The organism is Alloscardovia macacae (assembly GCF_002259705.1).
GTDB lineage: Bacteria > Actinomycetota > Actinomycetes > Actinomycetales > Bifidobacteriaceae > Alloscardovia > Alloscardovia macacae.
On sequence record NZ_MWWT01000005.1, the window covers coordinates 336,300 to 357,428 of the forward strand.

The 21,129-nt window shown below is 57.6% G+C and carries 13 protein-coding genes; 12 read left to right on the forward strand and 1 reads right to left on the reverse strand.

The features are described from left to right. Positions 1-34: 34 nt before the first annotated feature. A complete protein-coding gene (locus ALMA_RS04165; protein WP_094726486.1) occupies positions 35-2,494 on the forward strand; it encodes a RelA/SpoT family protein in 2,460 nt (819 codons plus the stop codon). Positions 2,495-2,711: 217 nt separating this feature from the next. Here ALMA_RS04165 and ALMA_RS04170 read toward each other — a convergent pair whose 3' ends face one another. After that, positions 2,712-4,040: a DUF349 domain-containing protein gene (locus ALMA_RS04170; protein WP_094726487.1), complete on the reverse strand. Its 1,329-nt coding sequence runs from the start codon at positions 4,038-4,040 to the stop codon at positions 2,712-2,714. Between the two features lie 50 nt (positions 4,041-4,090). Between ALMA_RS04170 and hisS the strand changes: the two genes are divergently transcribed. The 11 genes from hisS (at position 4,091) to tig (ending at position 20,959) form a co-directional block, all read left to right on the forward strand. Next, positions 4,091-5,488 carry a histidine--tRNA ligase gene (gene hisS / locus ALMA_RS04175; protein WP_094726488.1) on the forward strand — a complete coding sequence of 466 codons (1,398 nt, stop codon included), beginning with the start codon at positions 4,091-4,093 and terminating at the stop codon, positions 5,486-5,488. Positions 5,489-5,620: 132 nt separating this feature from the next. Then, positions 5,621-7,417 (forward strand): aspartate--tRNA ligase, encoded by a 1,797-nt coding sequence (aspS, locus tag ALMA_RS04180; RefSeq protein WP_094726489.1) that lies wholly within the window; start codon positions 5,621-5,623, stop codon positions 7,415-7,417. Positions 7,418-7,662: 245 nt separating this feature from the next. Continuing rightward, positions 7,663-10,233, forward strand: coding sequence for a DEAD/DEAH box helicase (locus ALMA_RS04185; RefSeq protein WP_094726645.1), 2,571 nt, complete (start codon positions 7,663-7,665; stop codon positions 10,231-10,233). Continuing rightward, the gene (locus ALMA_RS04190) at positions 10,223-11,671 is read left to right on the forward strand and encodes a replication-associated recombination protein A (protein WP_094726490.1); all 1,449 of its coding nucleotides are present in this window, start codon (positions 10,223-10,225) and stop codon (positions 11,669-11,671) included. The genes ALMA_RS04185 and ALMA_RS04190 overlap by 11 nt, the downstream gene beginning before the upstream one ends. 3 nt (positions 11,672-11,674) lie before the next feature. Continuing rightward, positions 11,675-13,453, forward strand: coding sequence for an NAD+ synthase (locus ALMA_RS04195; protein ID WP_094726491.1), 1,779 nt, complete (start codon positions 11,675-11,677; stop codon positions 13,451-13,453). 166 nt (positions 13,454-13,619) lie between these two features. Beyond that, positions 13,620-15,977 (forward strand): formate C-acetyltransferase, encoded by a 2,358-nt coding sequence (pflB, locus tag ALMA_RS04200; RefSeq protein ID WP_094726492.1) that lies wholly within the window; start codon positions 13,620-13,622, stop codon positions 15,975-15,977. Between the two features lie 431 nt (positions 15,978-16,408). Beyond that, positions 16,409-17,281, forward strand: coding sequence for a pyruvate formate-lyase-activating protein (gene pflA / locus ALMA_RS04205; protein ID WP_094726493.1), 873 nt, complete (start codon positions 16,409-16,411; stop codon positions 17,279-17,281). 54 nt (positions 17,282-17,335) lie between these two features. Continuing rightward, positions 17,336-17,665: a type II toxin-antitoxin system RelE/ParE family toxin gene (locus ALMA_RS04210; protein WP_275542025.1), complete on the forward strand. Its 330-nt coding sequence runs from the start codon at positions 17,336-17,338 to the stop codon at positions 17,663-17,665. Then, a complete protein-coding gene (locus ALMA_RS04215; RefSeq protein WP_094726495.1) occupies positions 17,655-17,981 on the forward strand; it encodes a helix-turn-helix domain-containing protein in 327 nt (108 codons plus the stop codon). The genes ALMA_RS04210 and ALMA_RS04215 overlap by 11 nt, the downstream gene beginning before the upstream one ends. Positions 17,982-18,193: 212 nt before the next feature. Next, positions 18,194-19,492, forward strand: coding sequence for an HRDC domain-containing protein (locus tag ALMA_RS04220; protein ID WP_446681705.1), 1,299 nt, complete (start codon positions 18,194-18,196; stop codon positions 19,490-19,492). Positions 19,493-19,582: 90 nt separating this feature from the next. Beyond that, the gene (gene tig / locus ALMA_RS04225; protein ID WP_086105904.1) at positions 19,583-20,959 is read left to right on the forward strand and encodes a trigger factor; all 1,377 of its coding nucleotides are present in this window, start codon (positions 19,583-19,585) and stop codon (positions 20,957-20,959) included. The last annotated feature ends 170 nt before the right edge of the window (positions 20,960-21,129 follow it).

Consider the following 21,129-nt stretch of genomic DNA (forward strand, 5'->3'; position numbering starts at 1 on the left):
ATAGTAATTTCACGTGAAGACGGGGAGGCGTGCGATGGCAGAGAGTACGAATAACGAATTTTCGCGCATTCTGGGAGGCGAGATAAGTGCCGACCCTCTGAACCCGTTGCTTCCCATCTGCCAGGTGTGCGCTTTTCATCATCCGGATGCGGACCTCGACCTGCTTCAGCGCGCGTACGAGCGTGCGGTAGGCTTGCATTCTGCGCAGCGCCGACGCTCGGGTGAGCCGTACATTATTCATCCCATAGCCGTCGCGCAAATTCTCGCCGACCTCGGCATGAGCTCTACCGTCGTGGCGGCAGGCCTTCTGCATGACACAGTGGAGGATACGGACTTTTCCCTCGAACAGTGCCGTGAAGAATTCGGAGATACCATAGCCGGTCTCGTCGATGGCGTGACGAAGCTGACGAAGATGGACGTGGGGGACTCTGCTCAGGCGGAGACTATCCGTAAGATGATCGTCGCGATGAGCCGAGACGTGCGCGTGCTAGTGATAAAATTGGCAGACCGCGTGCATAACGCGCGAACCTGGCGCTACGTGAAAACGACGAGCGCGCAGAAAAAAGCTCAGGAAACGATAGACGTCTACGCGCCACTGGCGAACCGTCTCGGTATGAACGCCATCAAAACGGAACTCGAAGAACTCAGCTTTAAGACGCTGCACCCGAAGATTTATAACGAGATAGTCGAACTCGTGCAGCACCGCGCCGGCCAGCGCGAAGTCTATCTGCAGCAGATTCTCGCAGCCATTCACGAGGATCTCGACGAGCAGCAGATAGCCGCCAGCGTTAAGGGCAGGCCGAAAGACTATTACAGCATCTACCAGAAGATGATCGTGCGCGGGCACGATTTCGAGGACATCTACGACCTCATGGGCGTCCGCGTCATCGTGGACTCTATCCGCGACTGCTACGCGGTGCTCGGCGCCGTTCACGCGCGCTGGAGTCCGGTGCCAGGACGCTTTAAAGACTACATCGCCATGCCGAAGCTGAACATGTACCAGTCGCTGCACACGACGGTCATAGGTCCGGGCGGCAAGCCAGTAGAAATCCAGATCCGCACGTGGGACATGCATCGTCGCGCCGAATACGGCATCGCTGCGCACTGGAAGTATAAGGCGAACGGACAGGCCGGTCGCGCGCTGTCGAAGCCGGATAAGACGGATACTGCACGCGAGCAGAAGCTCGGCGGCGCTGAGTCCGCGGAGGTAGCCGAACTCTCTCAGGCAGATAATCTCCACTGGATTAAGCAGCTGGCAGACTGGCAGAGCGAGGTACCAGACTCGGACGAGTTCCTCGGCTCTCTGAAAGATGACCTCGGAGCCAGCCAGGTTTACGTCTTTACGCCGCAAGGAAAGATAGTCGATGTGCCGCAGGGTGGCACTCCTGTGGACTTCGCGTATGCGGTGCACACGGAAGTGGGGCACCACACGATGGGTGCGCGCATTAACGGGCGCCTCATGCCTCTGGATACCCAGCTGGAAAATGGCGACACCGTGGAGATTATCACCTCGAAGGGAGATAACGGCGGTCCGTCGCATGATTGGCTGAACTTCGTGAAGTCTCCGAAAGCGCGGAATAAGATCCGCCAGTGGTTTACGAAGGAACGCCGCACAGAGAACATCGACGAGGGGAAGGATGAGCTTGCGCGTGCACTGCGTAAGCGGAACCTTCCTATGCGCAGCTATACGCGCCTCGAGCTGCTCGTGGCTGTGGCTACGGAGCTGGGCTACTCCGAGGTGGAGTCGCTCTATGCCGCCATCGGCGAGGGGCAGGTGTCCACGCAGAATGTCATCGCCCATATGGTGCGCATTCTCGGCGAGGATGAGGCTGAGGAGGCCGGTGGCGTCGGCTCGAGTGTGGCGGATGAGGTCATCCTGCTGCGCGGAAAGTCCGGCGCGGGGTCTGGATCTGTGCGGGGGCCGCGCGGCGGTGCTGGCTCGCAGGGTTCGGGATCTGCACGGGGTGCGCGGGCAGCAGGTGCGGGCAGCTCGGGCCGACGCGCGAAGTCCGTGGGCGTCTCCGTCAAGGGCGTGGATAATGTCTGGGTGAAGCTCGCGAAGTGCTGCACGCCAGTGCCGGGAGATGACATCATCGGCTTCATTACGCGCGGGGCGGGTGTATCTGTGCATCGCGTGGACTGTGTGAATGTGGAGAATCTGCGCGAACGCCAGCCAGAGCGTGTGGTTCAGGTGGACTGGACGAGCTCGCAGGGTGTCTTCCTCGTGAAGATTCAGGTCGAAGCGCTCGACCGCGGGCGCCTGCTTTCGGACATCGCGCGCGTGCTCTCGGATGCTGGAGTGAATATCATCTCCGGCACCATCGCTACGGGCGACGACCGCGTGGCCACGAGTCAGTACAGCTTCGAGATGGCAGACCTGAACCACCTGAACCAGCTTCTGGCATCTATTCGTAAGATAGAAGGCGTTTTCGACGTGTACCGTCTGACCGGTACGAAGGATGACGCGAAGCTGCGCATGCGCCGGCTGGGGTAGCGGGGCTCGTTCTCTGCATAAGCGTCAGCGGCACGTTCTCGAATGCAAAAAATGCGACTTTTCTAGAAGTTCATCGATTTTTAAGCTCTCTAGCCTTATTTTTTCGACGAACTTCTAGAAAAGTCGCATTTTTTAAGATTTCAGACGAGGTGCGTGCCCCCCCCAGAAGACCCAGAAGCCCCAGAAGCCCCAGCCGTCCCCAGCCGTCCCCAGCCGACTACTTCACGGCATCCAGCCACTGCGCCTTCGCGTCGCGCTCGGCCTGCAGGCGCGCAGCTTCAGCATCAGAACCCGCAGCCTGTGCAGCAGCTATCTTCTCATCGAGCTCGGCTAGCTGCGCTTCGAGCTGCAGAGTGAAGGACGACTTGCGCGCATCCGCCTCAGGATCGCTCTGCGACCACTCGGAATCTTCTACTGCCTTAATCTGCTTGTCCACAGCATCCATACGCGCTTCGATGCGGTCAGCATCCGCGAATGGTACGTCGCCGATGGTATCCCACTCGTCCTGAATGGCGTTCAGTGCAGCACGCGCGGACTTCGCTGCTGCCACGTCGGCTACTGGGAGCAGAGCCTCTGCGCGTGCCACGAGAGCTTCCTTCGCCTCGAGATTCGCGTGCAGGGTTCCGAAGAATTCGTCCCGGGAGGCGTTTCGTGCGGCATAGAAGGTGTCCACGGCGGCGCGCAGCTGAGTCCACAGTGCGTCTTCTGCCTCGCGTCCGGCATTTCCGGCCTTCTTCCATTCGGCCATGATTTCGGCATACTTATCTGCGGTTTCGCGCCATTGAGTAGAGTTCTGAAGTTCCTGCGCCTTCTTGACGAGCGCCTGCTTTACCGCGCGAGATGCAGCACGTGCCTGTTCGCGCGAATCTATCCACGCGCTGCGTTCATGGTTAAACGTCCGGCGTGCCGCAGCGAAACGCTCCCACAGCGCGTCTGAAGTCTTCTGGTCGAGACGCGCGGTCTGACGCTGCGTGGCCTTCCACTGCTCGAAAAGCTTCTGGAACTGCTCGCCCATATCATGCCAATTCGTCCGCTTGGTGATGCTGGCGGCGAGTTTTTCGGCTTCTTCAGCGATGGCCGTGCGTGCAGCGATGGACTGTTCGCGCGCTTCTTCGCGTGCCTGAGCGAGAGCCTTCTTAGCGGCGTCTGCCAGCGAGGCCAATTCCTCCACTGCCTGACGTAGAGCTGGAATGTCACCCACGACAGCTGGCTCTTTCACCTCATCGCGCAGAGAGGTAACGGCTTCGTCCATCTCGCGAGGCTGGAGAGTACCAGCGTTCAGGCGGGAACGCACGAGATCTATTTTTCCCTTCAGCTCTGCGTAGCGACGTGCGTAGAAGGTGAGAGCCTCCTTCTCGTCTGCGCTCGCAAACTGACCCACTTCGCGCTCCGTGTCACCATCCTTCACGAAGACAGTGCCGTCGTCTGCGACACGGCCGAATGCCTTCGCAGCCTGGATGTCTGCTGTGGAGTGCACAGTGACGGTAGCAGGGGTGGGAGCCTTCGCGAGTAAGGCTGGGTTTATCGTGGTGCGGTCCTGAGACATAAGCACTCCTCTGTAAGAAATTTCCGTAACGTAACCTATTATAGGGAATTATGGCTAAAGGTGCATCATTATCAGGTTTTCCAGAGTGGCTTCCAGAAGAACGCGTGGTCGAACAGCGCGTGATGGACACTCTGCGGTCGTTATTTGAGCTTCACGGCTTCCTCGGTATAGAGACGAGAGCAGTGGAGCAGGGCTCGAGTTTGCTGAAAAAGGGTGAGACGAGTAAAGAAATCTACTTGCTGTCTCGTCTGCAGGATCACGGAAATGAAGCCGACACGCCGGTAGAGGATATGCTCGGCCTGCATTTCGACCTTACCGTGCCACTGTCTCGCTATGTGGTAGAGAATTCGGGAGCGGTAACCTTCCCATTCAAGCGCTGGCAGATTCAGAAGGTGTGGCGCGGTGAGCGCCCGCAGGAAGGTCGCTTCCGCGAGTTCGTTCAGGCAGACATCGACGTCGTGGGTAACGGCGAGCTTCCTAGCCACTATGAAGTAGACGTGCCTCTGGTTATGGTGGAGGCTCTCGAAGAGCTGCGAGAATTGGGACTGCCGAAAGCGACCGTCCATGCGAATAACCGCAAGCTGTCCGAAGGCTTCTATCGCGGCGTGGGTCTGACGGACATCGAAGGCGTCCTGCGCGAAATCGATAAAATCGATAAAATCGGCCCAGATGAAGTCGCTCAGCTCCTGACGAGCGAATGCGGTGCGAGCGCTGAGCAGGCAGATGCATGCCTCGAGCTCGCACAGTTGAGCGCGGAAAATGGAACGCGGCTGCGCGAAAAGTTCGACGCATTATGCGCTCGTCGCGGCGTGGATAAGGACGGCGAGGCATACGCGCTGGCCATAGAAGGACTCGAGACGCTCGCCATGATCGTGGACGAAGCGGCGCAGATCCGCCCAGGAGCAGTCATCGCGGATCTGAAGATAGCGCGCGGACTGGATTACTACACGGGCTCGGTCTACGAAACCTTCCTCGACGGCGCTGCATCGCTCGGCTCCATCTGCTCGGGCGGACGCTACGATAACCTCGCCACCCAGGGAAAGAAGAAGTATCCGGGCGTGGGCCTGTCCATAGGCCTGTCTCGTCTCGTCTCCTACATGCTGCACTCCGCGCATGCCACCGCGTCGCGCGTCTCTCCAGCAGCTGTCCTCGTGGCGGTCTGGGATGAGGAGCATCGCGCGGGGTCGAATGCCATCGCCCGAACTCTGCGCTCTCGCGGCATAGCAGCAGACGTGGCACCTACCGCGGCAAAGCTCGGCAAGCAGATAAAGTATGCGGATAAGCTCGGCATCCCGTACGTGTGGATTCCGTCCACCACCGACGAAAATGGCGAGCAGAGCGCTGAAGAAGTAAAGAACATCATCACGGGCGAGCAGGTGGCAGCATCTGCAGACACGTGGACGCCAGCGAGCGAGTACGCCGAGCGTCGCGTGGTCGTAGGGCAGTAAGCCTACGGCGCGCTCCGTCTGTCGTGCCCGGCGTATAGCCGCGCTCGTGCTGCGCGCAAAACGCGTGTAGAGCGAGCGTGGTATTCTAGCGCCTATACATTACTGATATCAAACGTATCAAACGAGGAAAAAGTGTCTCAGACAGCTTATCGAACTCATCATGCTAACGATGTGACTGAAGAACTCATCGGCTCCACCGTGACTCTGTCCGGCTGGGTAGACCGCCGCCGTGACCACGGTGGTGTGGCCTTCGTGGACCTGCGCGACGCATCGGGTCTCGTCCAGGTGGTCATTAATGACGAAGAGATGGCGCGTCCGCTGCGTAGCGAATTCGTCATCGAGGTGACCGGCCTGGTTCGCCAGCGCCCAGAGGGGAACGAGAACACCCATCTGGCCACTGGTACCGTCGAGGTCGTGGCAGAAAAGATAGACATCCTCGCGAAGTCTGCCGCCCTGCCATTCCAGGTGTCCACGTCTCTGGAGAACGAGTCCGAGACGCAGCTTCCTAGCGATGATGTGCGCTTGAAGTACCGTTATCTGGACCTGCGCCGCCCACAGATGCATAAGAACCTGCTCATGCGTTCAGCCATGTCGAAGGCCGCACGCAAGGCTCTGGATGAGATGGGCTTCACCGAGGTAGAGACCCCTACCTTCATTAAGTCCACGCCAGAAGGCGCACGCGACTTCCTCGTTCCATCGCGCCTGAACCCAGGCTCGTGGTATGCACTGCCACAGTCGCCTCAGCTGCTCAAGCAGCTGCTCATGGTGTCGGGCATCGAGCGCTACTACCAGCTGGCGCGCTGCTATCGTGATGAGGACTTCCGCGCAGACCGTCAGCCAGAGTTCACGCAGCTGGACATGGAGATGGCATTCGTGGGCCAGGAAGACGTCATCGCCATGGCAGAGCGTGTGCTGAAGGACGTGTGGGCATCTGCAGGCTATGAGATTCAGATTCCATTCCAGCGCATCACCTATAAGGATGCTATGGATAAGTATGGCTCGGATAAGCCAGACCTGCGCTTCGGTAACGAGATAGTGGAGCTGACCGAGTACTTTAAGGACACTCCATTCCGCGTCTTCCAGGCGGATTATGTGGGTGCTGTGGTGTACTCCGGTGCTGCAGATCTTCCACGTCGCCAGTTTGATGGCTGGCAGGACTGGGCTCGCCAGCGCGGCGCGAAGGGACTGGCATACGTACAGTTCGGCACTGACGGTGAGCTGAAGGGGCCTGTGGCGAAGAACCTGTCCGACGCTGAGCGCGAAGGCCTGAAGGCTGCTACCGGCGCTCAGGATGGCGACGCTGTCTTCTTCGCAGCAGGCGCTCGTGAGGCCTCCCAGACTCTGCTGGGTGCGGCGCGCGTGGAGATAGCGAAGCGCGAAGGCATTCTGAAGAAGGATGAGTTCGCCTTTACGTGGGTCGTGGACTTCCCACTGTTTAAGACTCTCGAAGCAGATGATGATGACGTAGCTGTGGGTCACTCGAAGTGGACCTCCGTGCATCACCCATTCACTATGCCGAGCGCTGAGTGGCTGGATAGCTTTGATAAGGATCCAGGCCACGCTATGTCGGATTCGTACGACATCGTCTGTAACGGTAACGAGATAGGCGGCGGTTCGGTGCGTATCCACCGCGATGACATTCAGGACCGCGTTCTGGACGTTCTGGGCATCGGTGAGGAAGAGGCGAAGGATAAGTTCGGCTTCCTGCTCGACGCCTTTAAGTTCGGCGCTCCACCTCACGCTGGTATCGCGTTCGGCTGGGACCGCTGCGCATCTATCCTCGCGGGCGAAGATTCCATCCGCGACGTCATCGCCTTCCCGAAGGCTGGCGGCGGTACGGATCCGCTGACGGGTGCTCCTGCTCCTATCTCGGATGAGCAGCGTGCGGAGACGGGCGTGGATTACGACCCAGATGAGGATGACGAGTAGTATCGTGACGTTCGCGCTGTAGAGCGCAGAAAGAGCGTGTGCGTATGCAGGGTGTGTGAGGCGGCTGAAGCTTTGCACACCCTGCTTGTATAGGGTGTATAGGGTGTATTAGGAGAGGATTGGTCCATTTGACTGAGTACGACGAGCTGGACACCAGCGAAGGTTTTGCTGAGGGCTTCTACGACGGGTGGGAGCAGCGCCCGGCGAGCTTGGGCTACGCTGCGGGTGTCTTTCAGCGCGAGACTGTGGAATCTGGTGAGGCGGACACTGAGGGTGGCTCGTTCGACGAGTCCGAACTTTTCGATGTCTTCGCCCAGTGGGTGAAGGCCACGCGCGGTATAGACCTCTGGCCACACCAGGAAGAGGCTATCCTCACCATTCTGTCCGGCGACCATACCATCGTGAACACGCCGACGGGGTCGGGGAAGTCTCTCATCGCTCTCGGCATGCATTTTATGGCTCTGAGCCGCTCGCAGCGCTCGTACTATACGGCTCCTCTGAAGGCTCTCGTCTCCGAAAAATTCTTCGAGCTCGTCTCCGTCTTCGGTGCAGCGAACGTGGGGATGATCACGGGCGACTCGCAGATTAATCCGCACGCGCTCATCATCTGCTGTACGGCAGAAATCCTGGCGAACCAAGCACTTCGTGAAGGTTCACGCGCAGATGTGAGTGCTGTGGCTGTAGACGAATTCCACTTCTATGCAGATCCCCACCGTGGCTGGGCCTGGCAGGTGCCACTCATCACCCTTCCGCAGACCCAGTTCGTTCTCATGAGTGCCACGCTGGGGGACACGGACTCCATCGCTGAATCCCTAGAGAAGACGAGTGGCCGAGCGGTGAGCGTGGTCGCCTCAGCCCAGCGTCCTGTTCCGCTGACCTACCAGTACACGCTCAAAGACCTGCATTCGGTCATTCACGAGCAGGTCTCCCACGGGAACGCGCCCATCTATGTGGTTCACTTCGCGCAGGAAGCAGCTGTGGAGACGGCACAGGACCTCGCAAATCTCGGCGTCACCACACCTGAACAGCGCCAGGCCATTAAGAAGGCGCTCGAAGGAACGCGCTTTACCTCGTACTTCGGAAAGACTCTGAAAAGGCTTCTTCTTACTGGTGTGGGAGTCCATCACGCCGGCATGCTTCCACGCTACCGCCGCCTCGTCGAGCACCTCGCGCAGGAAGGACTCCTGCCAGTCATCTGCGGTACGGATACCCTCGGCGTGGGCATAAACGTGCCTATCCATACTGTGGTTTTCACGGCCCTGACGAAGTACGACGGCTTTAAGCAGCGCCGCCTCAGGGCGCGTGAGTTCCACCAGATAGCAGGCCGTGCTGGCCGCAGTGGCTTCGACTCCGAGGGCCTGGTTATAGCGCTCGCCCCGGAGCATGAGATAGAAAATGCGAAGGCTCTGGCGAAAGCGGGAGATGACCCGAAGAAGCTGAAGAAGATCAAGCGGAAGAAAGCTCCGGAAGGCTTCGTGAACTGGAGTGAGGACACGCTCACGAAGCTCATTAACTCCGCTCCAGAGACGCTCACACCGCATATGCAGATTACGCATTCCATGGTGCTGAGCGAAGTCTCGCAGGGAGGAGATGCCTGGAAGCGTACGCGTGAGCTCATCGATGCCTCGCAGGTGCCAGCGCAGCAGCAGGAGCAGCTGAGGGAGCGCGCAGCGGGCATCTTCCAGACGCTGATGGATGCGCACATCGTGGAAAAGTGGGAGCTGGAGGACGGCACCATGGATTACACGCTGACCATCGACATGCCGGATGATCTCGCCCTCGACCAGCCTCTGAGCCCGTTCCTCATCGCCGCTCTCGAGCTGCTGGACCCGGAGTCGGACTCGTACGCGCTCGACGTCATTTCTGCCGTGGAGGCTACCCTCGAGAATCTGTTTGCTGTTCTGCGCGCTCAGCAGCGCCGTGCGCGCGATAAGGCGCGTCTCGACATGAAGGATGACGGCATGGACTATGACGAGCGTATGGATCGTCTGCAGTACATTACATATCCGAAGCCGCTCGAGGATCTGCTTCTGCCTGCTTTTGAGCAGTACAGCACGGATGTGCCGTGGGCTGCTGACTATGAGCTGCAGTGTAAATCCGTCGTGCGCGACATGGTTCAGACTGCGAGTTCCTTTACTCAGTATGTGACGAGCCTCGGCATCGCGCGTGCGGAGGGGACGCTTCTGCGCTATCTTTCGGACGCGTACCGCGCGCTGAGCCGTACGGTTCCGGATGCGAAGAAGAATGAGCAGCTCGAGTCCATCATAGACTGGCTGGACGTGGTCGTGCGGACCGTGGATTCCTCGCTGGTAGACGAGTGGGAGGCTGCTGAGCGTGGTGAGATAGGCCAATTCTCCCTCGACTCTCAGCCGGCACCACCAGTCATCGACGAGATCCTCGCGCATAAAGCAGGGCTCACCACTCTGGTACGCAACGCCCTCTTTAAGCGTGTCCAGCTCATGGACCTCGACGAGCCAGAAGAACTCGGGCGTCTCGACTCGGCATGGGGGATGCCTGTGCACGAGTGGGAAGATGCTCTCGATGACTTCTACGAAGACCACGAGGGGCTGCTCACGAATACTGAGGCGCGTTCGGCCACGTACTTTAGGATCGATGACTCGCGAGAGAAGACGCATCACCGCTGGCATGTGCGCCAGATCCTGTGTGACCTCGAAGGAGACTATGACTGGGCCATCGACGGCGTCGTGGACCTCGACTCCACGAATGAAGAGGGAGACGTGGTCTTCGAAAGCTATGATGTGAACGTTATCGAAGAGCTTCCAGCCTGGGGTGAAGGAGTGGCCGATGGTCGATGATCTTTTCTCCACAGCCTCTGTCGAGGACGTCCTCGTACGTCCTCTGGCGGTGCGCATGCGCCCCACCACACTGGACGAGGTCATAGGTCAGGATCATGCTCTGGTGGAGGGCTCGCCACTGAGGCGTGTGGCTCAGCAGCTGACAGGACAGGTACGCACGGCACCCACGTCCATCATCCTCTTCGGACCTCCGGGAGTGGGGAAGACCACTCTCGCGTACATCGTGGCGAAGCAGTCAGGACGTGCCTTCGAAGAACTATCTGCTGTTACCTCGGGAGTGAAAGATATCCGCGATGTCCTCACGCGCGCCCGCACGAGGCTGGTGACCACAGGTCAGGAGACAGTCCTGTTCGTGGATGAAGTGCACCGTTTCTCGAAGTCTCAGCAGGATGCGCTCCTGCCGAGCGTAGAGAACCGCGATATCACCTTCATCGCAGCCACCACGGAGAATCCGAGCTTTTCCATCATCTCTCCGCTGATCTCTAGGTCAGTGGTGGTAAAATTGAACTTCCTGACGAACGAGGACATCCAGAACGTCATCCGTCGCGCCATCCATGCGAAAAACGGACTGAATGATGATATCCGCGTCACGGATGACGCCATCGCGGACATAGCGCGGCTCGCAGGCGGCGACGCGCGCAAATCTCTCACCATTCTCGAGGCAGCCGCCGGATCTGTGGCCGTCGAACGGCAGAGAAAGAAGGGCGAGCGCAGGCCTGTCGTGGACCCGAGCACCGTCAGCTCTGTGCTCGACGTGGCACAGTTGAACTACGATAAAAGCGGCGATAACCACTACGACGTCGCCAGCGCCTTCATCAAGTCGATGCGCGGCTCGGATCCGGACGCAGCCGTCCACTACCTCGCGCGTATGCTGCATGCAGGCGAAGACCCGCGCTTCATAGCCCGGCGCATCATGATCTCCGCGGCAGAAGACGTGGGGATGGCAGCACCGCAGATTCTGCCCGTCACCGTGGCAGCAGCGCAAGCCGTCGCTCTCGTGGGCATGCCTGAAGCGCGCATCATCCTCGCCGAGGCAGTCGTGGCCGTGGCCACAGCGCCGAAGTCAAACGCGAGCTATAACGCCATAAACGCCGCGCTCGCCGACGTGCAGGCGGGGAACGTGGGCGAAGTTCCGCTGCATCTCAGGAACGCGCCGACGAAGCTGATGGAAGAATTCGGGAACCACGAGGGGTATATTTACGCCCATGACGTGCCGGGGGCCGTAGCCACGCAGGAATACCTTCCCGAAGAGCTGCGCGACCGCATCTACTACCAGCCTACAGACCGCGGATATGAACGCGAAGTGGGGCCGCGCATGGAACGCATTCGCGCCATACTCCACGCGGGACGCGGCGAGAACACACCCCAGAACGCGCCCCAGAACGCACCCCAGCCTTCGCAGAACGGCACACAAGCACAGCAGGAATCAGGAGAATAACGCATGAGTACTTCGACACAGCAGAACAGCAAAGCTGCGCACCTGAGCTTCGCGCTCGCTCAGATGAACACGAACGTGGGCGCCATCGAGCAGAACAAGCAGACTATCCTCAGCTTCGCGCGCCGTGCACACGACAGGGGAGCGCGCGTGGTCGTCTTCCCAGAGATGACGCTGTCGGGATATCCTATCGAGGATCTCGCCTTCCGCGCTACCTTCCGCACAGCTGCAGAACAAGCGGCAGAAGACATCGCGCGCTCGCTGCAGGAGGAAGGCTGCGGAGACCTCTTCGTAGTCCTCGGTACCGTGGGAACCGCACACATGGAGCGCGTCGAGGAGGGCGGAGCGCATGACGACCGCCCTACGAATACGCTGCTCGTGCTGCACGAAGGGCAGATTCTGCACACGTATGATAAGCAATTCCTCCCGAACTACGGCGTCTTCGACGAATTCCGCATCTTCACGCCTGGTCACGATACGCTCACCATGGAAGTGGACGGATACCGCCTCGGCTTCGCCATCTGCGAGGACATCTGGCAGGATGATGGCCCTGCGGCCCAGCTCGCCAGCGCAGACCTCGACGTGCTCGTGACTATCAACGGCTCTCCGTTCGAGGAGGGAAAGGAAAGCGTACGCGAGCAGCTGTGCCAGCGCCGCGCGAGCGAGGTCGGCGCGCCGGTTATCTACGTGAACCAGGTGGGTGGTCAGGATGATCTCGTCTTCGATGGGTCCAGCTTCGTGGTGGATGCCTCCGGCGAGGTCGTGGCACGGCTGAAGGCTTTCGAGGAAGACCTGCGCGTGTGGACGCTCGGCGCGGATGGGGCTACGGTGGGCGCTACGGTGCGGTCGAGCGCGGACGGCTCAGACGGCTCAGACGGAGCATTCGTCCTAGCCTCGGATCCGCTCGCACCGGTCCTCGACGCGGACGAAAAAGTGTACACCGCCTGCGTGCTGGGACTGAAGGACTACATGCGCAAGAACGGCTTTAAGGGCGTGGTCCTCGGTCTGTCTGGCGGTATCGACTCCGCTCTCGTGGCGGCCATGGCGGCGGATGCTGTGGGTGGTGAGAACGTCTGGGGTGTGTCTATGCCGAGCATGTACTCGTCGGACGGTTCGAAGGATGACGCGTCTGACCTGGCCGAACGCCTCGGTGCGCACTATGATATCCAACCTATCGAGCCGCTGTTTGCTGCGTTCCAGAATCAGCTGGCCCTGACCGGCGTGGCTGAGGAGAACCTGCAGGCGCGTATGCGTGGCGTCATCGTTATGGCATACTCGAACGCGCACGGTCTGCTGGCCGTGGCCACGGGGAATAAGTCTGAGCTCGCCTGCGGATATTCCACCATTTACGGTGATGCTGTGGGTGGATACGCGCCGATTAAGGATCTGCTGAAGACGCGCGTGTGGCAGTTGGCGCGCTGGAGGAACGCGCGTGCTGGGCTGGGCGGTGAGCTTCTGGGGCGTCCGGTGAGTTCCGTTCCGCCGATTCCTGAGAACTCCATTACGAAGGCGCCGAGTGCTGAGCTGCGGCCGGGGCAGAAGGATTCGGACTCGCTTCCAGAGTACGCGCTGCTCGACGCGGTGCTCGAGGCGTACATCGAGAAGGCGCATGGCCGCGCGGATTTGCTCGCTGACGGCTTCGACGAGGCGACCGTGGATACGGTGATGCGCCTCGTGGACCGCGCCGAGTGGAAGCGCCGCCAGTATCCGCTCGGTCCGAAAGTGACGGCGCTGGCATTCGGCCGCGACCGCCGTCTTCCGGTGACGAACGCGTTCCGCGAGTAGTTTTATTTTGTGACGGCGCTCACAGAATGGCAATTTTCCCGCCTTTTTCTGTGAGCGACATCACGAATTTTTGGTCATTTTTACCCTTAGTGGGGGACTACACTAGAAAGTGTTCGGCGTAGAACGCAGACGCTTCGCCGGTGATGCAACCCACTAAGGAGTAAAAATGGCAGCTGTAGAAACAAGCGCTGTTTCCGTAGAAGAGCTCCAGGCTCAGGCTTGGGAAGGCTTTGTAGACGGTAACTGGAAGTCTGACATCGATGTTCGTGACTTCATCCAGAAGAACTACACCCCATACGAAGGCGACGAATCCTTCCTCGCGGATGCTACCGATAAGACCAAGCACCTCTGGAAGAAGCTGGATGACGAGTACCTCGCAGTAGAGCGTAAGCAGCGCGTCTATGACGTAGACACCCACACTCCAGCAGACATCGATGCTTTCCCAGCAGGATACATCGATAATCAGGATGACGTGGTCGTCGGTCTTCAGACAGACGTTCCATGCAAGCGCGCTATGATGCCTAACGGTGGCTGGCGCATGGTCGAGCAGGCTCTTATCGAAGCAGGTAAGGAGCCAGACCCAGAAGTAAAGAAGATCTTCACCAAGTACCGCAAGACCCATAACGACGGCGTCTTCGGCGTATACACCCCTCGCATCAAGCGTGCACGTCACGCGAAGATTCTCACCGGTCTTCCAGATGCATACGGCCGTGGCCGCATCATCGGTGACTACCGCCGTGTGGCACTCTATGGTGTGAACACCCTCATCGAGTTTAAGAAGCGTGATAAGGATTCCATCCCTTACCGTAACGACTTCACGGAGACCGAGATCGAGCACTGGATTCGCTTCCGCGAAGAGCACGACGAGCAGATCAAGGCTCTGAAGAAGCTCATCGTTCTGGGTAAGGAATACGGTCTGGACCTGTCCCGCCCAGCTATGAACGCTCAGGAAGCAGTACAGTGGACCTACATGGGTTACCTCGCTTCTGTAAAGAGCCAGGATGGCGCTGCTATGTCCATCGGTCGCCTGTCCGCATTCTTCGATGCATACTTCGAGCGTGACTTCGCTCGTGGCGTGCTCACCGAGACGGATGCTCAGGAGATTATCGATAACATCGTTATGAAGCTGCGCATCGTGCGCTTCCTGCGTACGAAGGATTACGATAACATCTTCTCCGGTGACCCATACTGGGCTACCTGGTCGGATGCAGGCTTCGGTGATGATGGCCGTACTCTCGTGACGAAGACCTCCTTCCGTCTGCTGAACACCCTGACTCTCGAGCACCTCGGACCAGGACCAGAGCCAAACATCACCATCTTCTGGGATCCTAAGCTTCCTGAAGGCTACAAGCGCTTCTGCGCAAAGATTTCCATCGACACTTCTGCTATCCAGTATGAGTCGGATAAGGAGATTCGCTCCCACTGGGGTGACGATGCAGCTATCGCATGCTGCGTGTCTCCTATGCGCGTAGGTAAGCAGATGCAGTTCTTCGCAGCTCGCGTGAACACCGCTAAGGCATTCCTGTACGCTCTGAACGACGGCTGCGACGAGATGACCGGTGAGCGCGTCATCGACTCCGGTGTCATCGAGCCAGTGAAGTTTAACGAGGATGGCTCCCTGAACTTCGAGTCCGTCCAGGCGAACTACGAGAAGGCTCTCGAATGGCTGTCCGAGACCTACGTCGAAGCTCTGAACATCATCCACTACATGCACGATAAGTATGCATACGAGTCCATCGAGATGGCTCTGCATGATAAGGAAGTCTACCGTACCCTCGGCTGCGGTATGTCTGGCCTGTCCATCGCTGCAGACTCCCTGGCTGCTGTGAAGTACGCAAAGGTATTCCCTATCTATAACAAGGATGCTGAAGGTACTCCAGAGTACGTCGAGGGTGCACGCGAAGACCTCATCGTGAACTTCCGTACCGAGGGTGCATTCCCTGTCTACGGTAACGATGATGACCGTGCAGATGATCTCGCGAAGTGGGTCGTGTCCACCGTTATGGGTCAGGTTCGTCGCCTGCCAGTCTACCGCGGTGCAGTACCTACCCAGTCCGTGCTGACCATCACCTCGAACGTCGAGTATGGTAAGAACACTGGTTCCTTCCCATCTGGACACAAGAAGGGCACCCCATTCTCCCCAGGTGCAAACCCAGAGAATGGTATGGACTCCCACGGTATGCTTCCATCCATGTTCTCGGTCGGTAAGCTGGATTATAACGATGCTCTCGACGGCATCTCGCTGACGAACACCATCACTCCTGATGGTCTCGGCCGCGATGACTCCGAGCGCATTAATAACCTCGTCGGTATCCTGGATGCCGGTAACGGCCACGGTCTGTACCACGCGAACATTAACGTTCTGCGTAAGGAACAGCTCGAGGATGCAGTAGAGAACCCAGACAAGTATCCACACCTGACGGTACGCGTCTCCGGTTACGCTGTGAACTTCGTGAAGCTCACGAAGGAACAGCAGCTCGATGTCATCTCTCGTACCTTCCATGCAGGTGCAGTATCTGACTAGTCTTTACTAGGTCTGCAAGGTCTAGCTGTAGGTAGCTAGACAGGTGAGGCCCAGCACGAGTCTTCTCCGCCTAAGGTGGAAGGGGATGGTGCTGGGCCTCTCTTTGTGTGGGGCGTGAGGAGGAGTGGTAAAAATAAAGAAGCTGCATCTCGCCAGGAGAGAGTTGTTTGTAGATAGTCTCATTTTTCACTCGAAAACGATGTATAGAGCCACTAATATGAGATGATTTACAAACAACATGAGGAGAGGATGTAGTCTGTGCACATGTGCATGTGTCTAATCACTTCTCAGATGTGACGGCACTCACAGCGCACACATAACGCCACGCAAACGGCTATACTAGAGGGCAGAAGAATGATACTCTCGCCGGCGGCGCTCCGCTTATATGCATGAAGTGGACAGCGCCTCACCCAGAGTCAAAGGAGACACAGATGGCAGCTTTTCGTAGTACTACAGCACATATGCTTCGTGAATCGAAGGATTACGCGAGTCAGACCCTCATGGGTGGTCTCTCTGGCTTTGAGTCTCCTATAGGTCTGGACCGTAGAGACCGTCTGCAGGCTCTGAAGTCTGGAGACATCGGTTTCGTACACTCCTGGGATATTAATACTTCTGTGGATGGTCCGGGCACACGCATGACCGTCTTCATGAGTGGGTGCCCACTGCGCTGCCAGTACTGCCAGAATCCAGATACGTGGAAGATGCGTGATGGTCAGCCGGTGTATCTCGACGCCATGATTAAGAAAGTGGATAGGTATAAGGATCTCTTTAAAGCGACGGGTGGCGGCATTACGTTCTCCGGTGGTGAGTCCATGATGCAGCCAGCCTTCGTGTCCCGCGTTTTCCGTGCGGCGAAGGAGATGGGCGTGCACACGTGTCTGGATACCTCGGGCTTTCTCGGACGGAACTACTCGGATGAGCAGATAGAAGACATCGACCTGTGCTTGCTGGACGTGAAGTCGGGTAACGAAGAGACCTATAAGAAGGTGACGGGTGGTACTCTCGCGCCGACTATCGAGTTCGGAAAGCGCTTGGCTGAGCATAAGAAGAAGATCTGGGTGCGCTTCGTCCTCGTTCCGGGACTGACGGATTCGGAAGAGAACGTCGAGCAGGTGGCTGAGATTTGCGAGCAGTTCGGAGACGCTGTAGAGCATATCGACGTGCTCGGCTTCCATCAGCTGGGCCGTCCGAAGTGGCACGAGATGCGCATTCCGTATCCTCTGGAAGACGCGAAAGGGCCGTCCGCGGCTCTGCGGCAGCGCGTTTCTGACCAATTCACCCGTCACGGGTTTACGGTGTACTAGACAAAAAATACCGTATGAGGTATAAATAGAATATGGACAGTAGAACTCGGCCCCATAAAAGAATGGCTACTTACTTTGGATACGAACTCTCGTTCTCAAGTACTTGCCGCTATACGAATTTTAGAGCGTGAAGGCCCACAGCTTAAACGACCTCTGGCTGGTAAGATTGATGGTTCGCAGCGTATTCCTTCTCTAAAGGAATTAAGGCCAGGTTCAGCTGGACGAAGCGAGATAAGGATACTGTTTGCTTTCGATCCGAAGCGCAAGGCCATTCTTCTCGTAGCAGGAGATAAACAAAATAGGTGGAAAAGCTGGTACAAAAAAGCTATTCCAGAAGCCGAAGTCCGTTATGATTGGTGGTTGGAAGAAGAGTATGGAGAATAAGAGATTCACGCATTATTCGCCCGAGCAGTTTATGAAGGATAGTGGTCTGACTACAGAAGAGGTGGATCAGGCTGAAGCAGAAATGCTTGAATATATTCGACTGTATGAGTTAAGAGAGGCACGAAAAGAGAGCAAGCTTACTCAGAAAGAACTTGCTCAGAATATGGGCGTGAGCCAGAAGCGTGTCAGTGTCCTTGAATCGGGGGATATTGAACGCGTGGAGATAAACACATTAAAGCGGTATCTGGAAGCCATTGGTGGAAAGCTAAGCGTGATAGCATCGTTACCAAACGGTCATAACGTAGAACTTCTATAGCTAAAGATGCGGGTTTTAATGTAGGGGTGCATGCTCCTCGATAATAGGATGCTCGGTATCAAAGTACTGGAGCACATCCTCATCTGCATCGAAAAGTACTTCGAGTTCGTCGGATGGTAGTGGCGTGGTAGTCATGGGATTCTCCTCTCTTACATCACTAGTCTACCACTTCCGCCCATCCTGCTAGACTTTTGGGTGCTATGAGTGAGAGTATCGCAGACATCCGTTTACTGGCTGAACCAGCTGGGGGAGTTCCAGACGTCGTGGAGACCCGGCAGCAGTTTGATACATTTATTCACCATTATGAGGCCAGTGATGGCCCCGTGGCTGCAGATGCAGAGCGTGCGTCGGGATATCGCTATGGGCACCGAGACTTTCTCGTGCAGCTCAAGCGCGAGGGTGCTCCCATAGCACTCCTCGACATCGAAGCACTCAAAGATGAGCGTGTGGATTGGAACGCGTTTAACCGGCTCGTGACGGGGGAGCCATGGATTATTCATGACAGCCTGCAGGATCTTCCTGGATTTACGGACATCGGTCTGAAGGTGGATTCTCTTTTTGATACGGAGATGGCAGCACGCTTGCTCGGAGCTACGCGCTTCGGTTTATCGTCTGTTACGGAAAAATATCTCGGTGTTACTCTCGCGAAAGAACATTCGGGTTCAGACTGGTCGTACAGGCCTCTGAACCGCGATATGCGGAATTACGCAGCACTCGACGTCGAAGTGCTCATCGAACTGCGCTCGATTCTCATAACCGAGCTGAAAAAAGCAGGGAAGTGGGACTGGGCTCTCGAAGAGTTTGAGCATCTCCTCGAAAAAGGCACGGCCGTAGCAGACCCCCATCCTCAGCCGTGGCGCCGCGTGTCCCACATTACGGAGGTAAACGCAGACCCGAGAGCGCTTGCGGTCGTGAAAGAGCTGTGGGAGACGAGGGAAAAATTGGCAGAAGAACTCGACATAGCGCCGACTCTTCTGCTCGAAGACGCCTCCATTATAGAAGCAGCGAAAAGAAAGCCCCGGAATGCGCGGCAGTTCCGTGCCATCCGACGGCTGAACGAGCGCGTACGCGTGCAGACCTCGGACGACGAGCGGAATAAAATGTATGAACGCTACGCGAGCGTGCAGCGAAACGTGAAGCCGAAAGCGTGGAAAGAAGCCATAGACCGAGCGCTCGCTATGCCGATGGCACAGGTAGCGAGCGAAGTGGAACTCGTGGGCGGTGAGAAAAGGCAGCAGGGCAGTTCGCCCAGGTCCATGAAGCAGTGGAAAGAACACCATCCGGAACGCTACGCGCGGCTCACAAAAGCGCGAGAGCTCATCGGGCAGGTTAGTCAGGACACGCACACGCCGGTCGAGGTGCTCATGAAGCCGCAGTACATCCGAAATCTGTGCTGGCAGGCAGATGCGGACTACTCGGTGAGCGGGATAGAAGAGTTTCTGGCCGAACAGGGGGCGCGAAACTGGCAGGTGAGCCTGCTGGCGCCGTCCTTAAGTAAGGTTATTATATAAAGGTTGCCATTATATGCAGTATGTGTGCGCGCGAAAGTGGAGTGCACGTACAGCATGGCTGAGTATGACTAGTATGAATGGGAGTGCCACGTGAAGATTAGCGTGAGGAACCTCGAGCCTACGAAGGTAAGGCTCACCATCACCGTAGATCAGGAAGAGCTCGAACCACACCTGAACGACGCTCGTAAGTCCATCGCGAACCAGATAAACGTGCCTGGTTTCCGTAAGGGTCACGTACCAGGAAAGATCGTAGATCAGCGCGTCGGCTATGCAGCAGTCGTCGGCGAAGCTGTAAACGAAGCTGTACCAGAGTTTTATAATAACGCCATCGAAGAGAAGAACCTGCGCCCTATGGCTCAGCCAGTTCTCGACCTCAAGGACGTTCCAGCTGAGAAGAATGACGGCGTAAAGCTGAAGTTCACCGCTGAGGTAGAAATCCGCCCATCCTTCGAGCTACCAGAGCTCGAGGGCATGACCGTGGAAGTGGAAAAGCCAGAAGTAAAGGCTGAGGACGTGGATGCACGCCTCGCAGCTCTGCAGCAGCGCTTCGGCACCCTCGTGGGTGTGGATCGCCCAGCAGCTGAGGGTGACTATGCGAACATTAACCTCGAAGCAGTCATTAACGGCGAGACCGTAGACTCCCAGGATGGCATCAGCTATGAGCTCGGTGCGGGTAACATGCTCGACGGCATCGACGAGGCTCTCACCGGCCTGTCCGCTGGCGAAAAGACCACCTTCACCGCGAAGCTCGCAGCAGGTGAGCACGAGGGTGAAGAAGCAGAAGTGAAGGTCACCCTGAACTCTGTAAAGACCATGGAGCTTCCAGAGCTGAACGATGACTTCGCTCAGGATGCTTCCGAGTTCGACACTCTCGACGAGCTGAAGGCAGACATCACGAAGCAGCTCGAAAGCGAGTCTGAAGGTCGTCAGGCTAACGCTGCTCGCGACGCATTCCTCGAGAAGGTCGTCGAAGGCCTCGAGATTCCAGTGCCTAAGGGTCTGCTCGCTGAGCACACTGAAGAGCACCTGCGTAACATGGGTAAGACCGTGGATAACGCGACTGCAGAGGAGAAGAAGGAAGCTTCTGAGTCTGCTGAGAAGGAAATGCGCGACCAGATTCTGCTCGACACGCTCGCCGAGAAGATGGACGTTCAGGTCTCTCAGTCTGACGTGATGAACTTCCTCGCATCCGTGGCACAGCAGTACGGCATGGATCCGAATAACTTCATTAACTCCATCATCCAGGGCGGTCAGCTGCCTTCTGCAGTGCAGGAAGTGGCTCGCTCGAAGGGTCTGCTCACCGCTATGCGTGCAGTGACCTTCAAGGATACTGAGGGTAACGTCGTAGATTTGTCCCGCTTCCTCGGTTCTGACGAGGATGAGGCTTCGGATGAGGATCAGAGCGTAGCAGCTGCATCGGCTGCTGCAGCTGTGGCAGACGAAGTGGCTTCGGCGGACGCTGAGTAAGCGTTTATACGTTCTAAGAGAGGGCCTGGGGTGCGAGTCTCGGGCCCTCTTTGCGTGTAAGCGCGCGGGGGAGCGCGGGGGAGCGGTTCGCGCACTACAGATTTTTTCTCAATTTTTGCGAGTTTGTAGTCGCATATGACCGCGACGAGATGAGGAGAGGATAGAAACGG